This window comes from Sinorhizobium sp. GQ132 (assembly GCF_059758575.1).
The window spans coordinates 631,091-648,981 of sequence record NZ_JCAXDX010000002.1 but is presented as its reverse complement, the minus strand read 5'-3'; the positions used below and the strand labels follow the sequence as shown (position 1 = coordinate 648,981).

The 17,891-nt window shown below is 63.7% G+C and carries 17 protein-coding genes and 1 pseudogene; 4 read left to right on the top strand and 14 right to left on the bottom strand.

Annotation, left to right across the window (positions count from 1 at the left end; all coding sequences use genetic code 11):
* Nucleotides 1–62: 62 nt before the first annotated feature.
* From AC6CIG_RS07185 to AC6CIG_RS07175, 3 genes and pseudogenes are all read left to right on the top strand, one after another.
* Complete coding sequence (locus AC6CIG_RS07185) at nucleotides 63–980, top strand: DUF6597 domain-containing transcriptional factor (RefSeq protein WP_437409193.1); 918 nt, start codon at nucleotides 63–65, stop codon at nucleotides 978–980.
* 104 nt (nucleotides 981–1,084) lie between these two features.
* Nucleotides 1,085–1,527 (top strand): annotated as a pseudogene (locus AC6CIG_RS07180) (SRPBCC family protein).
* Nucleotides 1,511–1,864: a VOC family protein gene (locus AC6CIG_RS07175; RefSeq protein WP_127711086.1), complete on the top strand. Its 354-nt coding sequence runs from the start codon at nucleotides 1,511–1,513 to the stop codon at nucleotides 1,862–1,864. Before AC6CIG_RS07180 ends, AC6CIG_RS07175 begins: the two are co-directional and overlap by 17 nt.
* A gap of 234 nt (nucleotides 1,865–2,098) precedes the next feature.
* Here AC6CIG_RS07175 and AC6CIG_RS07170 read toward each other — a convergent pair whose 3' ends face one another.
* The 11 genes from AC6CIG_RS07170 to AC6CIG_RS07120 all read right to left on the bottom strand — a co-directional run bounded on the left by AC6CIG_RS07170 (nucleotide 2,099) and on the right by AC6CIG_RS07120 (nucleotide 12,346).
* A complete protein-coding gene (locus AC6CIG_RS07170; protein WP_127711120.1) occupies nucleotides 2,099–3,022 on the bottom strand; it encodes a lipid A biosynthesis lauroyl acyltransferase in 924 nt (307 codons plus the stop codon).
* Between the two features lie 11 nt (nucleotides 3,023–3,033).
* Nucleotides 3,034–4,062: a zinc-binding dehydrogenase gene (locus AC6CIG_RS07165; RefSeq protein WP_437409192.1), complete on the bottom strand. Its 1,029-nt coding sequence runs from the start codon at nucleotides 4,060–4,062 to the stop codon at nucleotides 3,034–3,036.
* A gap of 43 nt (nucleotides 4,063–4,105) precedes the next feature.
* Nucleotides 4,106–5,389 carry a beta-ketoacyl-ACP synthase gene (locus tag AC6CIG_RS07160; protein WP_018095236.1) on the bottom strand — a complete coding sequence of 428 codons (1,284 nt, stop codon included), beginning with the start codon at nucleotides 5,387–5,389 and terminating at the stop codon, nucleotides 4,106–4,108.
* A 12-nt stretch (nucleotides 5,390–5,401) separates the two neighbouring features.
* The gene (locus AC6CIG_RS07155; protein ID WP_018095237.1) at nucleotides 5,402–6,604 is read right to left on the bottom strand and encodes a beta-ketoacyl-ACP synthase; all 1,203 of its coding nucleotides are present in this window, start codon (nucleotides 6,602–6,604) and stop codon (nucleotides 5,402–5,404) included.
* Nucleotides 6,605–6,606: 2 nt separating this feature from the next.
* A complete protein-coding gene (locus AC6CIG_RS07150; protein ID WP_003530766.1) occupies nucleotides 6,607–7,083 on the bottom strand; it encodes a 3-hydroxyacyl-ACP dehydratase FabZ family protein in 477 nt (158 codons plus the stop codon).
* A 171-nt stretch (nucleotides 7,084–7,254) separates the two neighbouring features.
* A complete protein-coding gene (locus AC6CIG_RS07145; protein WP_010969581.1) occupies nucleotides 7,255–7,542 on the bottom strand; it encodes an acyl carrier protein in 288 nt (95 codons plus the stop codon).
* 126 nt (nucleotides 7,543–7,668) lie between these two features.
* Nucleotides 7,669–8,655: an adenosylcobinamide-phosphate synthase CbiB gene (gene cbiB, locus AC6CIG_RS07140; RefSeq protein WP_275599853.1), complete on the bottom strand. Its 987-nt coding sequence runs from the start codon at nucleotides 8,653–8,655 to the stop codon at nucleotides 7,669–7,671.
* Complete coding sequence (gene cobD, locus AC6CIG_RS07135) at nucleotides 8,655–9,656, bottom strand: threonine-phosphate decarboxylase CobD (protein WP_437409191.1); 1,002 nt, start codon at nucleotides 9,654–9,656, stop codon at nucleotides 8,655–8,657. Before cobD ends, cbiB begins: the two co-directional genes overlap by 1 nt.
* A gap of 2 nt (nucleotides 9,657–9,658) precedes the next feature.
* Nucleotides 9,659–10,948, bottom strand: a complete 1,290-nt coding sequence (locus tag AC6CIG_RS07130) for a cobyrinic acid a,c-diamide synthase CobB (RefSeq protein WP_437409190.1) — start codon at nucleotides 10,946–10,948, stop codon at nucleotides 9,659–9,661.
* Nucleotides 10,945–11,784: a uroporphyrinogen-III C-methyltransferase gene (cobA, locus tag AC6CIG_RS07125; protein WP_100673738.1), complete on the bottom strand. Its 840-nt coding sequence runs from the start codon at nucleotides 11,782–11,784 to the stop codon at nucleotides 10,945–10,947. The genes AC6CIG_RS07130 and cobA overlap by 4 nt, the downstream gene beginning before the upstream one ends.
* A 133-nt stretch (nucleotides 11,785–11,917) precedes the next feature.
* Nucleotides 11,918–12,346 carry a cobalamin biosynthesis protein gene (locus tag AC6CIG_RS07120; RefSeq protein ID WP_026168627.1) on the bottom strand — a complete coding sequence of 143 codons (429 nt, stop codon included), beginning with the start codon at nucleotides 12,344–12,346 and terminating at the stop codon, nucleotides 11,918–11,920.
* Nucleotides 12,347–12,671: 325 nt separating this feature from the next.
* On the opposite strand from AC6CIG_RS07120, the gene AC6CIG_RS07115 reads away from it, so the two are divergent.
* On the top strand, nucleotides 12,672–13,457 hold the full coding sequence (locus AC6CIG_RS07115) for a TSUP family transporter (RefSeq protein WP_026168628.1): 786 nt from the start codon (nucleotides 12,672–12,674) through the stop codon (nucleotides 13,455–13,457).
* Between the two features lie 23 nt (nucleotides 13,458–13,480).
* Here AC6CIG_RS07115 and AC6CIG_RS07110 read toward each other — a convergent pair whose 3' ends face one another.
* The 3 genes from AC6CIG_RS07110 to AC6CIG_RS07100 all read right to left on the bottom strand — a co-directional run bounded on the left by AC6CIG_RS07110 (nucleotide 13,481) and on the right by AC6CIG_RS07100 (nucleotide 17,881).
* On the bottom strand, nucleotides 13,481–15,262 hold the full coding sequence (locus AC6CIG_RS07110) for an ABC transporter ATP-binding protein (RefSeq protein WP_437409189.1): 1,782 nt from the start codon (nucleotides 15,260–15,262) through the stop codon (nucleotides 13,481–13,483).
* Nucleotides 15,263–15,330: 68 nt separating this feature from the next.
* Nucleotides 15,331–16,275, bottom strand: coding sequence for an acetamidase/formamidase family protein (locus AC6CIG_RS07105; protein WP_127711068.1), 945 nt, complete (start codon nucleotides 16,273–16,275; stop codon nucleotides 15,331–15,333).
* Nucleotides 16,265–17,881 carry an ABC transporter substrate-binding protein gene (locus tag AC6CIG_RS07100; RefSeq protein ID WP_127711066.1) on the bottom strand — a complete coding sequence of 539 codons (1,617 nt, stop codon included), beginning with the start codon at nucleotides 17,879–17,881 and terminating at the stop codon, nucleotides 16,265–16,267. Before AC6CIG_RS07100 ends, AC6CIG_RS07105 begins: the two co-directional genes overlap by 11 nt.
* Between the last annotated feature and the right edge of the window lie 10 nt (nucleotides 17,882–17,891).

Sequence of the window (17,891 nt, the reverse complement as noted above, 5' to 3'; positions counted from 1 at the left end):
AGGCATTCCTTGTCTCGGTGAGAGGCATTGACCGCGCGGGTTCGCCGGCGCAAAAAAGGGCAATGGGAACGTCCTGCCCCGCATACGGCGAAGACGCTGGCGCCGCCGACCGGCTCCGGCAGGAGGTTGCGGCCGGCTGTTCAGGCGTCGATAGGCCGAGGCTCTGCCCTCCCGCGCTCGCCCAGACGAGCGGAATCTACCGCGAGCAGTCGCCCCCGGCGGCGCTCGCCTCCTACTTCAAATGCCTCTGGCTGCACCGCATGCCCGACGGCGCCCCCTCGACCATCGCCGTCGTCCCCGACGGTTGCAGCGACATCATCTGGTCGTCGAAGGGACTGGCCATCGTCGGTCCCGACAGGGTCGCCGCCTTTCCGAAGCTTCCTGCCGGCGAAACCATCATCGGCGCTCGGTTCCGGATCGGCGCGGCGGCGCCGTGGTTGCGCACGCCGCTCCGCGAAATCACCGGCCAAACGGTGCCGCTCCATCTCGTCTGGGGTCCGGCTGCGAACGAAATCGAGGCGCGGATGCGCGAAGCGGCGAGCACGCCGGAGCGGCTCGGTGTTCTTGCCGCGGCCCTGCTTGGACGCCTATCCGCCGCCGCCGAGCCTCCGCCGCCGGACATTGCGGCTTGCGTCGCACACCTTCAGGTCGACCGGCTGACCTTAGACGATCCCGTCCGGCCCCTTGTCCGAGAGATCGGTACCAGCGAGCGAACATTTCGCCGTCTGTGCCACGAGCATCTCGGCTACGGCGCAAAGACCCTCGACCGCATTCTGCGCCTGCAGCGCTTCCTGGCCGCCTGCCGGTCGCGGCCCGGGGACACGCTGGCAAACATTGCTGTCGATGCCGGCTATGCCGATCAGGCCCATCTTGCCCGGGAGGCAAGAGGGCTCACATCCTTCACGCCGCGCGAAATCCAGCGGCAGTTGGCCGCGCGCTTCGGCCTTGGCCGGGTTGAGAATTCCCACATAACAGACTGATTCAAGAGACTATTACGTGCGTGGGCCCGCCGGCGGCAAGGTTGGCCGTTTCGTTCAAGACCGTTGCCCGGAGCAATGCTATAAATCCCAGGACGGAGGAACGCATGGCGACGATGACGGCCCGGATTATCCACACCTCGATCGAGCGCGACTGGCGCGAGGTCTATGCCTTCATGGCAGACCACGAGAAGATGCCGCTCTGGGCGACCGGTCTCTCCTCCGGGCTCACGCGCGACGGCGACGAGTGGATCGCACCCGGGCCTCTCGGCAATGCCCGCGTCCGCTTCGTCGCCGACAACGAATTCGGTGTGGTCGACCACCTCGTGACACTCGGAAACGGCGCGCGCGTCCACAATGCGCTTCGCGTCGTGCCGAACGGCGACGGCGCGGAAGTCATGTTCACCCTGCTCAGGCAGGCCGGCATGACCGATGCGCAATTCGCCGATGACGCGGCCTGGGTCGAAAAGGATCTTGCCGCGCTCAAATCCATCCTGGAAACCGGTAATCACAAGCAGGAAGGCGCAAAGCCAATGGCCAGCAAAGGTAACGACAAACGCATCGACTATGTCGAGTTCAATGTGACGGATATCGCCGCGAGCAAGGCCTTCTACGGCAGCGCCTTCGGCTGGACCTTCACGGATTACGGCCCGGAATATTGCGAGTTCGCCGACGGGCGGTTGACGGGCGGTTTCACCACACTTGGTCCGGTTCGCAGCGGCGGTCCGCTCGTCATCATCTATGCCGACCAGATCGAGGACGCTCAGCGACGGGTCGAAGCCGCAGGCGGCAAGATCCTGAAGCCTATCTTCACCTTCCCGGGCGGCCGGCGGTTCCATTTTGCCGACCCCGATGGCTATGAGCTGGCGGTGTGGTCCGCGCAGTAGCCGTAAGCCTGTTCATTCGCCGAAGCGGATGAACAGCGCGCCGACGAGCCCGAAGACGACGATGCACTGCAGGATGAACATCGGCCATTCCTGTGCCATCTCGTTTCCTCCTTCGGCGGACGCCGTCACGGTTCTCGTCGCGCATGCCCGGCGCACTCCAGACAATCCCTAAATCGGCACCGATTTAAGGAGGCGGCAGCTTCCGAGGGGAAAGATGTCCGTCAGGAGACCGGCTCAAAGCGTCCGCTTGATGTGCCAGCGGTCATGATACCAGAGCCACTGGCCCGGATATTCGCGAACCCAGCTCTCGACCTTGTCGTTTAACATCTGCGCCGTTGCCGTGACATCGACGCTGCCGTCGGCCCTGCGGGGGATTTCGACCGCCGGCTCGAGCTCCAGCCGGAAGCGGTTGCCGGGCAGGCGAATGCAACGGGCCGGATAGACCTCGCAATTGAACTGGCGGACGAGCTTGGCAAGCAGCGGATTCGTCTGCACGGGCTGCCCGAAGAACTTCGTCTTCAGGCCCTTGCGGAACTTCTGGTCGACGAGCACGCCGACTCCGCCGCCGCGTTCGAGCTGCCTGGCAAGGGCGAAGGAGGAGCCGGCATGCGACGGCACGAGGTTGCCCATGCGCTCCTTGCGGAACTCGAATACCCGGTCGGCGAGATAGGGATTGTTCGGCGGCCGGAAGAGCACCGTCACGTCGAGGCCGAAAGCCGAGCCGGCAACCGGCAGCATTTCGAAATTGCCGCTATGGGCCGTGAAGACGATGAACGGCCGCGGATTGTCTCGCAGCTCCAGGAAGAGAGGGATGCCCGAAACCTCCACCCTGCCCGGCTCCGCGCGCGCCGGATCGAAGTCGAAGAGCTGATCGAGGAACACGTATTCGGCGGCGAGCCGCCCCATATTGCCCCAGCTTTCGAGCGCGATCGCCGCGATCTCGGCATCGCTCTTCTCGGGAAAGGCGTTGCGCAGATTGATCAGCGTCAGCTTGTGACGACCGGTCTTCGGCCCGATCCAGCGGGCAATGCGATCCGTGAAGTTGATCGCCATGTCCGCGGGGAAAAGCTTGAGTATCGTGAGAAGCAGCAGGACGAGCTGCGCAATCGACCATTGACGGAATCGATTCGCAGCAAGCACCAGCCGTGTGATCAGCATCCGCACGAAGATCAATCCATCCGCAACACGATCTTGCCGAAGATCTGGCGCGACTCCATACGCTCCAGCGCACGGTCGATATCGTTGAGCCCCACCTCGGTATCGATCACCGGGTGAACGAGCCCGCGCCCCATCTTCTGCATGGCGTTCGCCATGTTCTCCATGCGGCAGCCGAAGGAGCCGAGCAGTTTCAGCTGCTGCTGAAACAGCATCATCAGGTTCATGTCGGTCGAGACGCCGGAAGTCGAGCCGCAGGTGACGAGGCGTCCGCCCCGCTTCATCGACAGCATGGAGCCCGCCCAGGTATCCTTGCCGACATGTTCGAAGACGACATCGACGCCCTTCTTCTTCGTCAGCTTCCGCACGACGCCTTCGAAACGGTCGGTCCGGTAATTGATGACGTGGTCGGCACCGAGAGCCTTCGCCCTGTCGATCTTGTCGTCCGATCCGACCGTGGTGATGACCGTGCAGCCGATCTTCTTGGCGAGCTGGATCGCGGCCGTGCCGATACCGGATCCGCCCGCATGGACGAGGATCGTCTCGCCGGGTTCGAGCCTGGCGTTGTCGAACAGCATGTGCTCGACGGTACCGAAGGTGACCGGCGCCAGCGCCGCGCCGATTTCATCGACACCCGAGGGTGCAGGCACCAACAGGCGCGCCGGAAGGTTGACCTTCTCCTGCGCGAAGCCGTCCAGATGGAAGCCATGGACGCCTCCGACATGTTCGCAGAGATTGTCGCGCCCCTCGCGGCACGGGCGGCAGAGGCCGCAGGTACGCGCACCGTAGATCGAGACGAGCTGGCCGGGGAGCACATTGGCGACGCCCGGACCGATGCTCTCCACGACGCCGGAGGCTTCCGCGCCGATGACGAGCGGCATCTTGCGCTTGGCGAAAGCCATGCCGCGCCAGCCCCAGACGTCGATATGATTGAGCGCGACCGCCTTGACCCGCAGCGTCACCTCGCCAGGACCGGGCGCCTCCGGCTCCGGCAGATCGGTGATTTCAAGCTTGCGGTCATCGAGCAATTGCAGGGCGCGCATGGTTTTTCCTTTGCGGCAGGCAGGTATTCGGTCCTCGAGCGGCTCAAGCCGGCTCGGCGGTCATGACGAGGCTGGCGTTCTGGCCGCCGAAGCCGAAGGAGTTCGACAGCACTGCAGTCACCTGCTGGCTGCGCTTTACGTTCGGCACGACGTCGAGAACGATCGCGGGGTCGGGGTTCTGGTAGTTGATCGTCGGCGGCAGCGTGCCGCTGAGCATCGTCTGGAGCGAGAAGACCGCTTCGACCGCACCGGCTGCCGTCAGCGTGTGGCCGATCATCGACTTGTTGGATGAGACCGGGATCGACGGCAACCGCTCGCCGAAGACCGCGGACATCGACAAATACTCCATCTTGTCGTTTTCGGGCGTGGAGGTGCCGTGGGCATTGATGTAACCGATCCCGGCTTCGTCGATGCCCGCATCCGCAAGTGCTGCGCGGATCGTCGCGATCGCCGGTCCGCCATCTGGGGAGGAACGCGTGCGGTGGAAGAGGTCGGCCTTTTCGCCGCAGCCCTTGAGAATACCGTAGATGCGGGCGCCGCGAGCGACCGCCGCTTCCAGCGATTCGAGCACGAGCGTCGCGGCGCCTTCCGCAATCACGAAACCGTCGCGATCCTTGGTGAAGGGCTTCGAAGCCTTTTCCGGCGGCTCGTTCTGTGTGGAGAGCGCCGAGAGCAGCGAGAAGCGGATGAGAGCCTCGGCACTGACCGAGCCGTCGGTCGCAACCGTGAGCGCCCTGTCGGTCCTGCCCTGGCGGATGGCTTCGACGCCGAGCTGTATGGCGGTCGCCCCGGATGCGCAGGCCGTCGAAAGCGTCACCGGAAGGCCACGCGTTCCGAATCGATCGGCAAGACGCTCCGAGATCGAGCCGAAAAGCACGGCCTCGTGGAAGGCCGGATCGGCCTTCTGCCGCATTGCCGCGAGAAAGCGGTTATAAGCGTCGCCCGGCTGGCTCGACGGCGGCGAGCGGTCGGCAAGCTCGAAACGGGCATTCCACTCAGGCTCGATCGGCGGGGCCGCCAGGAAGAGCGGACCGTTGAATTCGCCGGAAAGGCCGGCCTGCGCCAGGGCCTCCAGCGTCGTTTCGCGCGCCATCGCATAGGAACGCTCGACGGCATTCTCCGCAGGGATCTCGATGAAGTCGACCGTGCCGCTGATGCGGGTCGAAAGAGCATCGGTCGGGAACCGGGTGATCCTGTGGATGCCCGATACGCCCCCGGTGAGCGCCGCCCAATTATCGTCGAGCCCCTGCCCGAGCGAGGTGATGACGCCCATGCCGGTGACAGCAACGATCGGACGGCCGAGGTGGTCCTTATAAGCCTTGCTCATAGTTCGAGCTCCTTATTCCGCGGCAAGCACGGCGACGCCTTCGCCACGGGAGTGGCCGATGGTGGTAACGACCGCCGCCCTGGCCGGCGCCAGCATCGGGGCTTCGGCGGCGGGGTCGAAAGGCGGAACCTTGGCTGCGTGTCCGAGCGAGAGCGCGGCCAGGACCATGCCGACCGGAAACTGCGCCTCGATGCCGTGACCGACGAGCCCGCCATAGGCACGCACAGGCCGGCCGGCGAGTTCGGTTTCGAGAAACGCCTTCTCCCGTCCGGCAAGGTCATGGAAGCCCGAGGTGCCGGAAAAGACGACGGTCGACTGCGGATCGAGTTCCAGGGCCGGTTTCGACAAATATCTGAGGCGCGCTTCGAGCCGCCCGTCCTCACGGCTGCCGCGGTCGCCGCCGATCGCATCGATCGTCGCATAGATGCGGGCGCCGCGCGACTCGGCATATTCGCGCGACTCCAGAACCAGGAAGGCACCAACGGAGCCGAGGATCATACCGCCCCCGTCCTCGGGCCTGCGTGACCAGATCGGATGCCATTCGCCGAGCGCATGGCCCTGGATCGCCTCGATCATCAGGACGATGTCGAGACGCTCTGCCGAAAATGCACCGCCGACGAGCGTGTGGCTCGACTGACCGGCCTTGATGCGGGCAAAGGCCGTCTCGATCGCGGAAATGCCGGCCGCCTCTTCGCCCATGAAAGTGCGCGACGAACCCGTAACCTTGTGCACGATGGAGATGTTGCCGGCGAGAAGGTTGGAAAGCTGCGCCAGAAACAGCGTCGGGCGCAGTTCCGTCGTTAGCTTCTCGTTCAAAAGCCGTTCGCGGTCGTTGCGCTTCAGCGCCTCGTCGACGATGAGCGAGTCGACATTGATGTCGCGCTCGCCGCCGCCGGCCGCGACGATCATGTCCATGCTGCCGCAGGCTTCGAGGTTGTCCTTGAGACCAGCGTCGTCGAGCGCAAGGCCGGCAGCGAAAACGCCGAGGCGCTGCCAGTTCTCCATCTGCCGCTGATCGCCACGCTTCGGAATCTGCTGCGACCAATCGATTTCCGGCAACGGATGGATCGGATAGGGCGCGAAACGTTCTGTCTCAATGCGGGCCTCAGGCGGCTCGGCCGCGCCGAGCAGCGCCACGTGAGGCTCGGCGCCGACGCCCTGGCTCGTCACGATGCCTACCCCGGTGATCACAACATCGTTCGCGGATTTCCTCATCTTCACTTCTCCGAACCGGCCATCGCGGCCATGAGCCCCAGTTCTTCCGCACGCTTGCGCACGATGTCGCCCAGCGGCACCTGGTCGAACGGGATCGTCCTCAGCTTCAGCTGGGCATCGCATATCTTCTTGCCGCCAGACGCAATCCTGGCCTTCGTCACGGCAAAGCCGGATCCCTCGTGCTCGAGCAGCGCCTCTATCTCAAGCTCGGCATTCGGTTCGACGAAGCTGCGCATCTTGGCACCATCGACCGTCATCAGGAACGGCATTGCGGCGAATTTCGTGGCGGCCAGCACGAGAAAACCGGAAGCCTGCGCCATGGTTTCGATAAGCAGCACGCCCGGGACCAGCGGATAGCCGGGGAAATGCCCCTCGAATACCGGGCTCTTCTCCGGCACGACCGAGCGCGCCACGAGACGGCCTGCCGACAGATCGACGGTTTCGACCCGGTCGATCATCTGGAAATATTCAAGGAGCATTCAGGCTCATCCCATTCGTTTCGCGCTCAAGTAAAAATGCCGATGCCGCCTGTCAAGCGCGGGGCGCGACAGGCGGCATCGGGAAAGGGGCCGATCCGTGTCAGCGATGATCGCTAAAACTCCGATCGCAGATGAAAGCGTAATCCACGCGGAAAGCCGCTTGAGGCGTCCTCAACCCGCTTTGGCGGCACGCAGCTCGTCGATCTTGGCACAGAGGTTCTTCAGCACGAAGTATTCCTCGGTCGAGACCTTGCCTTCGTTGACTTCCTGAGTCCACTGCTCCAGCGGGATCTTGATACCGAATTCCTTGTCGATCGCAAAAACGATGTCGAGAAAGTCGAGGCTGTCGATGCCGAGATCATCGATCGTGTGGCTTTCCGGCTTGATCGTCTCGCGATCGATCTCGCTCGTTTCCGCGATAATATCGGCAACCTTGTCGAATGTAGCTGTCACGCGCATACCTCTTAAAATTCGAGTCTTGGCGAACCCTATAGAAAAATGCACCGGAAAAGCCAATGCCCCACAGGCTTTTGCCACCGCGATTTGAAACAGATGTTGCTAAACCGCCAGGAGAGGGCCGTTTACCTAGAAGAAAACCAGAAGCGGCAAGGCGACGATCGCGAAAGCGAGCGCCATCACGGAGCAGGCCGCATAGAAGACGGTGACCGCAGCCTCGATATCCTCGATGGCTGCAACCGCACGGCCGGCATCGTTCATCATGGGCTCGTCGACCTTCACGCCACCATAGATTCTCGGGCCGGCAAGCTGAATGCCGACGGCACCTGCCATCGCAGCCTCGGGCCAGCCGGAATTGGGCGAGCGGTGAAGTCCGTGATCGCGCCGCGCCACCTCGATCGCGGTTTTCGCCGCTTCCGCACCGCGCCGGAAATAGGCGCCGGCCGCAATCAGGAGGGCCGAGAGCCGGGCCGCGGGCAGGTTCGCCAGGTCGTCGAGCCGCGCCGAAGCCCAGCCGAAATGAAGATATTTCGGGCTCTTGTGACCGATCATCGAGTCGGCCGTGTTCAGCATCTTGTAGGCAAGAAGGCCGGGAAGTCCGGCAACCGCATACCAGAAAGCGGGAGCGACGACGCCGTCTGAAAAGTTTTCCGCAAGGCTTTCGATCGCCGCCCGGCAGACGGCCGGCTCGTCGAGTGTGTTCGGATCGCGCCCAACGATCATCGATACCGCCTTGCGGCCACCCGCAAGTCCATCGCGTCGCAGGCCGACGGCAACCCGGGAAACGTGATCGGCAAGGCTCTTTTGGGCGAGGAAGACGGCCACCGTGACAACCTCGAGCAAAGAGCCGAGGGCGCCAAGCACATCGAAAAGCCGAGCGAGCACGACACCCAAGGCCGTGGCTCCGGCGAGCAGTACCAGAATGCCGACGACACCGCGGAATTTCAGCCAGGCCTTGGTGAATTCGCCGCGGTTAAGCGCCTCGTCCACGAATTCGACCGCCTTGCCGAAGAACACCACCGGATGGGTCAGACGCGACCAGAGCCAGTCCGGATCGCCGAGGATGCGGTCCAGTAGCAGCGCCATCACGAGGATCAGAAGTATTTCAGCCGACACTACGCACCCATCCGGTTCAAAGCCTCGGCGAGACGACGGTCGCCCTGCGCGTTCGGCGACAATCCGATACGCAGCCAGCGCGGATCGTAGTCGAACTTTCGCGTCAGGATATGCGCCTCGCAGAGCGCCGCGTGAAGATCGTAAGCCCGTTCGTGTTCTACGAGCGTGAAGAGGCCGGTGCCGCCGACCACCTCGAGCCCCGCACCGAGAAGCACCGCGTCGAGCGCGGCCTTGCGTTCCGCGATGCCGGCCTTGATCCCCGGCGTGTCGCCTTCCATCAGTTTCGCCGAAATGGCAAGTGCCGGACCCGAGACCGACCAGGGGCCGAGCCAGTCACGAAACGACTGCTCGATCGACCGGTGCGCGACCACAAAGCCGAGCCGAAGGCCCGCAAGACCGAAGAATTTCCCGAAAGAACGGAAAACGACGAGGTTGTCATTGGCCGCAACGTGTCCGGCGACGCTTGCGTCCGGCTCAAGATCGCCGAAGGCCTCGTCCACCACGAGCAGGCCGTCATGCACCCGCATCGCCTCCGCCATTGCAAGGATTTCCTCCGGAGGAAAGAGCCGTCCGGTCGGATTGTTCGGATTGACGACGACGGCCAGGCCGTGCGCCGTCCGGAGATCACCGGCGCATGTGACGGTGTCGACGGCAAGGCCGGCGCCTTTCAGTACGCGCGCATATTCGCCATAGGTCGGCGCAAATACGGCGACGCGCTTTCCCTGGACCGCGATCCGCGGGAGCAATTGAATGACGGCTTGTGTTCCGGGCACCGGCAATGGCATGATTTCGCCCGTCCGGTAGTAGCCCCTGGCCGCTGCACGGGCCGCCTCTTCCACATGCTGATCCGGCAATCGGTGCCAGACGCGCGCGTCGATTTCCGGCAGGGGGACGGGACACGGGTTGATCCCCGTCGAGAGATCGAGCCAGTCGTCGGGCGTGCCGCCGAAGCGCGCTGCGGCTTCCGTGATCGCGCCGCCATGTATGATGGGAGCGGCCATGATCATTCCGAGAAATCGATGAGATGCATGAAGGAGCCGGCAACATTCCGGCGACGGAGGCCGGCGCGGCCGAGATCGAGCCCTGCCGCGTCCCGTGCCGTGAAGAGCGGCTCAGCCGCTCCCTCCGAAACGATCGTGGCATAGTGAAATTCGTGCGCGGTCATCGGTCCGCGGAAAAAAACGTCGTCGACCGGTGTCACGCGCCGGTAGCCGAGATGCCGCTTGCGTTCGGCAAAGCTCGTGACGAGCGGCAAAAGCCCGAGCATCTCGTAACGCCCGCCATCCGCCGCGACAAGCCCGTCGCCCAGCACCATGTAACCACCGCACTCCCCGAAGATGCGCGCCCCGCCCCCAGCGGCCTTGTGCGTGGCCGCGCGGAAATTCGAAGCATTGGAGAGCTGTTCCGCATGAAGCTCGGGATAACCGCCGGGGAGATAGACCGCATCGGCAAGCGGATCGGGCGCCTCGTCCGCAAGAGGCGAAAAGAATGTGATTTCGGCCCCCTGCCCGCGCCAGCCGGAAAGAAGATGCTCGTAGCAGAAGGCGAAGGCCACGTCGCGTGCGACGGCTGTCCGCTGGCCGAGCGGCTTTAGCGTCCCGGCCGTCTCTCCCACCGTCAGCGGCGTCGCCGCAGCAAGCACCGCCTCGAGATCGCAACCCGATGCGACCCGCATTGCCGCGTGATCGATGAAGGCTTCCAGCGATCCATGCTCGCCTGCCTGTACGAGGCCCAGGTGGCGTTCGGGCAGCTTCAATGCTGCGTCCTGCCGCAGCACGCCGAAGACCGGCATCGCAATACCGGCAAGCGCATCGCGCAGCATTCCCTCATGCCGGTCGCTGCCGACCTTGTTCAGAATGACGCCCGCGACACGGACATCGTCGCGGTGACGGGCATAGCCGCCAACCAGGGCGGCCACGGAATGGGAGAGGCGCGCGCAATCGACGACCAGGATCACTGCAAGTCCGAGTGCTGCGGCGAGGTCCGCCGGCGCGCCCGTGCCATCCGCCGCGCCGTCAAAGAGGCCCATCATCGCCTCCATGATCAGCACCGAGCCGTCTTCCGTCGCAGCCGCCGCATTGGCAAGGAGCAGTTCGGGGCGCATTGCCCACGGGTCATAATTGAAGCAGGGTTTGCCGCTGGCAGCCGCGTGGAAGGCCGGGTCGATATAGTCCGGCCCCGCCTTTCCAGGCGCGATCGAGAGCCCGCGACGTTTCAATGCCCGCATCAGGCCGAGCGTGACCGTGGTCTTGCCCGAGCCGGAGCTCGGGGCTGCAATCATCACTCCATTCATGCCGGATTCCGGAGAATGCGGCTCGAAAACGGATCGGGAGCGAGCGCCCGGCCATCGAGAGCGCCAAGCCAGTCGAGCGAGGCGCGCAGCCGGACGACCTCGCCGACGACGACGATTGCCGGCGGCTCGAGCCCCGAAGCGGTTACATCGGTCTCAGCGGACGAAAGCGTGGTTTCCAGCACCACCTGCTCCGGCGTCGCGGCATTGCAGACGAAAGCCACAGGCTCGTCCGGCGAGCGGCCGGCGGCGATCAGGTTGGCCGAGATCTGGCCGATATGCTTCATCGCCATGTACATGACGATCACCGGAGAGCCCTTGGCAATGCCTTCCCAATTGATCCTGTCCGGCACGACGCCGGAAGAATCATGGCCGGTGAGGAAAGTCACCGCGTGGTTCACCTCCCGATGCGTGACCGGAATACCGGCATAGGCAAGCCCGCCTATGCCCGCGGTGATCCCGGGAACGATGCGAAACGGGATGCGGTGCTCGACCAGGGTCAACGCCTCCTCTCCGCCGCGGCCGAAGACAAAGGGATCGCCACCCTTGAGGCGCAGCACCCTCTTCCCTTCACGTGCCAGTTCGACCAGCCGCAGCGAGATATCGCGCTGTTTCGGCGAAGGCTTGCCGCCGCGCTTGCCCGCAAATTCGAGTGCGGCACCCGCTTTGGCGAGCTTGAGGCAATCACCGTTGACCAGCGCATCGTGAACGATCACATCCGCCTGGCGAAGCGCGTTGGCTGCGTGCAGGGTCAGAAGGCCGGGATCGCCCGGGCCCGCGCCGACGAGCCAGACCGAACCCGGCTCGAGATCAGGCAGGCCGGCAAACATGTCGGTCATCGGTCGATACTCCGGGCAAAGCAAGGCATTCCATCCGATCCAACCGAGGAAAAACTTGAAGTCGTTATGCAGGAAACAATGGCAGATAATTGAATCCGCTCATCAAAGAAACTGCAAAATTCGGCCGAGGCCATCACACGGCTCCCTTTGCATAGTCAGCCGGTCCGGCGATTGCCGCCGTCGCCCGCACCGATCGGATCTTAGGTACAAGCAACACCGCGTCGCACCCGGCGGCCGCCAGAGCCGCGCCTTCAGCGACGCCGTGGCAACCCGTATGGGCAAAGACGACCTTCGATGGATTTTTTAGACGCGACGATTGCGCCTCCAGCGTGGCAGCGTCGAAGAAATGCGTGGGCACCGAAAAGTGCCGCGCCACCGCATGGATCGCGGGCTCATCGGTCCGCGCATCCAGAGAGGCGACGAGTGCGACATCCCTGCCGGAAGCGCCGGCATCCGCCAGCGCCTGTTCGGCAAGCGCGATCACCTCTTCGGGCGCAGTGTTGCGCTCGCAGCCAAGGCCGAGCACGAGTTCGGCGGTGATGTGTCCTTCGGCGGAAGGCATATGCGGTGCGGCTCCCATGCGGCGTCGGCGTTCCATACGAAGCGCCGGCCTGGCAAATGCCACGTACCGGTCCGGACAGCACCGGATCAAGCCCCCTGCATGGGTCGGCCGCACCGGACGCTCTTTCAGTCCGCCTGAACGGACGCCGTCGCATGATCGTCATTTTTATCGGAGCGTTTCAGGTCGGTCAAACCGGATTGCGCCATCCACGTGTCGCAAACCGTGCGGTCACGGAACGCCCTCAAGACAATTCTTTGCATTTCGGCGTCAGCTCTGACACAAGGCGGCTGAAGCAGTTCCGCCGCCCTATTTGCTCGAGACTCCAGTGCACGACCTAGCCCTCCACATACTGCTCTTTCTTTTCGCGGCCGCATTCCTTGCCGGGTTCATCGATTCGATCGCCGGCGGCGGCGGGATGATCACCATCCCGGCCATGCTGATTGCGGGGATTCCACCGCTCGAGACGCTGGGCACCAACAAGCTGCAGTCCCTTTTCGGCTCGGGGTCGGCGAGCATCGCCTATGCCCGGCACGGTCACGTGAACCTCAGGGAGCAGCTCCCGATGGCCCTGATGTCGGCGGCGGGCGCAGTTTTGGGCGCCTTGCTGGCGACGGTCGTTCCCGCGGACGTCCTGGAGGCCGTGCTGCCGTTCCTGTTGATCGGCATCGCCCTCTACTTCGGCTTCAAGCCGAATATCGGCGACATCGACAAGCATCGGCGGCTGTCGGTTTTCCTGTTCACCATCACCTTCGTGCCCCTGATCGGCCTCTATGACGGCGTTTTCGGTCCGGGCACAGGTTCCTTCTTCATGCTCGGTTTCGTCTCCCTCGCAGGCTACGGCATCCTCAAGGCGACGGCGCACACGAAATTCCTGAACTTCGGCTCCAATATCGGCGCATTTTTCGTCTTCCTGCTCAGCGGCGTCGTGCTGTGGAAGATCGGCCTGACGATGGGCGTCGGCCAGTTCCTCGGCGCGCAGGTCGGCTCGCGCTATGCGATGGCAAAGGGCGCGAAGATCATCAAGCCTTTGCTGGTCGTCGTTTCGATCGCGCTCGCCATCCGGCTGCTCGCCGATCCGGGATATCCGCTGCGTATCTGGCTGGGGCTGTAGGCCAGTCGGAAACCGACGAGCGTTCAGCCGCTCCAGACGAGATGTCCGCCGCCCAGATCCGATGGCGGCGGGAAGGACGGCACATAGTCCAGGGCGCGCACGGGACTGGGCAGGTCTTCCGCTTTAGGCACGAAATCCCGGCGTGCTCGACCCGGATCTGCCACGGGAACGGCAGCCATCAGTTTCTTCGTATAGGGATGCTGCGGATTCTCGAAGATCTGCCGCCGCGTGCCCGTTTCGACGAAACGGCCCATATACATGACCGCTACCCGATGGCTGATTTGCTCGACGACTGCCATGTCGTGAGAAATAAACAGGTAGGAGACGCCGGTCTCGTCCTGGATGTCCTGCAGGAGATCGAGCACCTGAGCCTGGATTGACACATCGAGTGCCGCGACGGACTCATCTGCGACGATGAGCTTCGGTGAGAGAGACAGGGCGCGCGCTATGCAGATGCGCTGCCGCTGACCGCCCGAAAACTCATGCGGGTAGCGCTTCATCTGCTCGGGCGACAATCCGACCCGCTTGAAAAGATACTCCACCCGGTCACGCAGCTCGCTTCCGCTTGCAAGGCCGTGGATCACCAGTGGCTCGGCCACCAGATCGCAGACGCGCATTCGCGGATCCAGCGATGCGTATGGGTCCTGGAAGATCATCTGGACGTCGCGCAGGATGGGTCGCATGGAGCTCCCCCGCAAGCCATGCGTGGAGCGTCCGTCGACGCGGATGTCTCCCGTCCACGGGACAAGGTTCAAGAGCGCCTTGCCGGTCGTCGACTTGCCGCAACCGGATTCTCCGACGAGAGACAGCGTCTCACCCCTGCGCACGGAGAAAGAAATGCCTTCCACCGCGTGAAGTCGCCTGACCGGGCGCTGAAGGATGCCGCCCTTGATGTCGAAACGCACCGTCAGGTTCTCGACCTGGAGCATCGGCTGTTCGTCGCCTGGCTGAGATCCTGCCGCGCCCGCCTTCCCCGCTGCGCGTTTCGGTGCCTCCGTTCCCGCCATTTCGCCGAGCCGCGGCACAGCGGAAAGGAGTTCCCTCGTGTACGCATCCTGCGGATGCGCGAAAAGATCCCTGCTGGTTGCGTGCTCGACGGTGCGGCCATGCTTCATCACCAGCACCTCGTCGGCCATCTCCGCGACCACGCCCATGTCATGGGTGATCATGATCACCGAAATCCCATGATCGGCCTGCAGCTTGCGAATAAGGGCCAGGATCTGCGCCTGAACCGTTACGTCGAGCGCCGTCGTGGGCTCGTCGGCGATCAGGATTCGCGGGTTCTGCGCGAGTGCCATCGCGATGACGATGCGCTGACGCAAGCCGCCGGAAAGCTCATGCGGATATTGGCCGAGCCGCCGCTCCGGCTCCGGGATCTGAACCTGGTCCAGGAGTTCTACGGCCCGCACCCGCGCGGCGCGCCGGCCATTGGCGTTTCCATGCGCGGTGATCGCACCGATCAGCTGATTGCCGACCGTCATCACCGGGTTGAGCGAGGTCATCGGCTCCTGGAAGATCATCCCGATCTTGCGCCCGCGAATCTGCCGCATGCGCGCTTCCGGAAGCGCCAATATGTCCTCGCCATCGAGAGTGGCCGAGCCGCCCGCAATACGTGCCATCGGCTTTGGCAGCAGCTGCATCAGCGAAAGCGCGGTCATCGATTTTCCCGATCCGCTCTCGCCTGCAAGACAAAGCGTCCTGCCGGGAAGAAGATCGAAGGACAGACGCTCCACCACGACCTTCGGCCCGGTCGGCGTGGCCACCTGGACGGTCAGTTCCTTCACGGAAAGCAGAGAGGAAGTCATCGGGCAGAGGCCTCGGCAATGTCATCAGGAGGACGCCCTGCCCCGCCGAGGCGGAACAGGGCCGTTCGTCACGCAAAGACGATGCGCGGGAAATAGAAGGACACGACCCAGTTCGGCTGGTCGACGATCTCGCTGATGCGAAGGTCGCCGCAGACCGAGCACAGCATGTAGGCGTCTTCCGGCTTCATGCCGCGCGTCGCACAGAGAAGGTCGATCATGCCGGACACGGCCGCACGCGCACCTTCCATCAGATCGCTTCCAATGCCAGTCGTGACCTCATAACCCTCGGCGTCGAGATGCCGTGTGACGGGACCCGGCGTGGTAAAGCGCGGCATCTTGAGATTGGCGTCCTTCACCAGCTCCAGCTTCACGACCACATCCATCGCGCTTTCGATGGCCGTGCCGCAGACTTCGCCATCCCCCTGCGCCGCATGCGTGTCGCCGATGGAGAACAAGGCGCCCTCCACCTCGACGGGCAGGTAAAGGGTCGTTCCCGCCGCCAGATCGCGAATGTCGAGATTGCCTCCTACCCGCCGCGGCGGAACTACGGAATGCAGCCCCGGCTCTGCCGGCGCGAGCCCGATCGTGCCGGCGAAGGGCTTCAGGGGAACCCGGCCGAGCTCGCCGAAGGCTGCGGGAGCGAGCGTAGCCGGATCATATTTCCAGAGTGTCAGCGCCGGCTCGGCGAACTGATCGGCGAGGAGCCCGAAGCCCGGAATATTGGCCGTCCAGCCAAAGCCGCTCGGCTTGAAGTGCTCGATGGTCACCTTCAGGGCGTCCCCCGGCCTGGCCCCATCGACATAGATGGGACCGGTGACCGGATTGACCTTCGTAAAATCGACCGTCGAGACATCGGCAATCGTGCTGTCGGCGGTGAAATGACCGGAGCCGGAGTCCAGGCAATTGAACTCGAGCCGCGATCCGGGCGCCACGGTTTCCGCCGGCGGGATCGAATGATCCCAGCCGTAATGGTGATGGCGTCCGTGGATGGTGTAGTCGCAGTTACTGCACATCTTTTGCATATACCTGATCGTAATGGACGGGGATGTGGACCGGATCGACGAACAGCTTGTCGTCGCCGCCGATACGCTCGGAGCGGATGGTGAAGCGCTCCTCGTTGAAGATCGGCGCCCAGGGCGCGTCCTCCATGATCTTCAGATAGATGTCGCGCCACAGGGCCTCGCGCTCCGCGGCCTTTGCCGGGTCGACGATGGCGTCGGCTTCGGCCGCCTTCTTGTCGAGCTCTTCATTGCAGTACCAGGACCAGTTCCAGCCTCCCGGCACGGCACCGCCGCAACCCAGAATAGGACCGTAGAAGTTCGAGGGATCGGGGAAATCGGCAATCCACGCCATGCCGCCCGACCAGATCATCGGCGCCTGGTTTTCCTCGCCGCCGGCCGCAATGACATTGGCCTGCGCGAGCGACTTGATGGATGCCGTGATGCCGATCGCCTTCAGGTCCTGCTGAATCGCCTGGGCGATGCGCGGCTGCGGGTCGGTATTCATGACATAGAGTTCGGTCGAGAACCCGTCCGCGAGGCCAGCTTGCTCGAGCAGCTTCTTGGCACCGTCGGGGTCGTAGGCATAACCTGCATAGTCCTTTGCATAGCCGGGCATCGAGGGCGGCAGCGGCTGGTTGGCGGCAACCGCGCGACCGTTGATGATACGCAGGATGCGATCCTTGTTGATGGCCATGTTCACAGCCTTGCGCACCTCGACCTTGTCGAAGGGAGCCATCTTGACGTTCATCGTCACATAGCCGGTGTGCAGCTGGCCACCCTGGATGATCAGGTCCTTGAAGTTCGGATCATTCGTCACTTCGACGAACTTCGCCGGCGGAATGCCGTCCCCGGGTACGTCGATTTCCCCATTCTGCAGCCGAAGCAGCGCGACGACCGGCTCCTGGCCAACCTCGAAGGTGATGCGGTCCAGCTTCGGAAGCCCTTCGTTCCAGTAGTCGGCGAAGCGCTCGAAAACGAGGCGCTGCCCAAGCGTCCACTCGGCAAGCTTGAACGCGCCGGAGCCGACGGGATTCTTCCCGAAGTCGGCGCCGTGTTTCTCGACCTCTTCCTTCGGCACGACATGGGCAAAGTTGAGGGCCATGACATGGAGGAATGTGGCGTCTGGCCGGGTCAGTTCGAACCTGATCGTGTGCGGATCCTGCACCGTGATGCCGGACAGCCCCTCCGCCTTGCCGGCAGAGGCATCTTCAAAGCCTTTGATCGTCGAAAAGAATCCGGCACCCGGGCTCTGGGTCGTCGGGTTCACCACGCGCTCGATCGAATATTTCACGTCTTCGGCCGTCAGCTCGCGGCCATTGTGAAACTTGACGCCCTGGCGCAGCTTGAACGTGAAGACTTTGCCGTCTTCAGAGATTTCGTAGGATTCGGCAAGGTCGGGACGCAGCTCGGTCGTGCCCGGGACATAATCCATCAGGCCATCGAACAGCGACTTGATCATCGACCAATTCTGCCAGTCGTAGCCGATCGCCGGATCGAGTGTCGAAACATCGTCCTTGTAGGTGACGGTCATTTCGCCACCCTGCTTGATGTCGTCGGCAAGCGCAGGAGTTCCCAAGAGGGCAGCGGCGCAGACGCCGGCCAGTAGCAAGTTCCTCATCTGAAGTTCC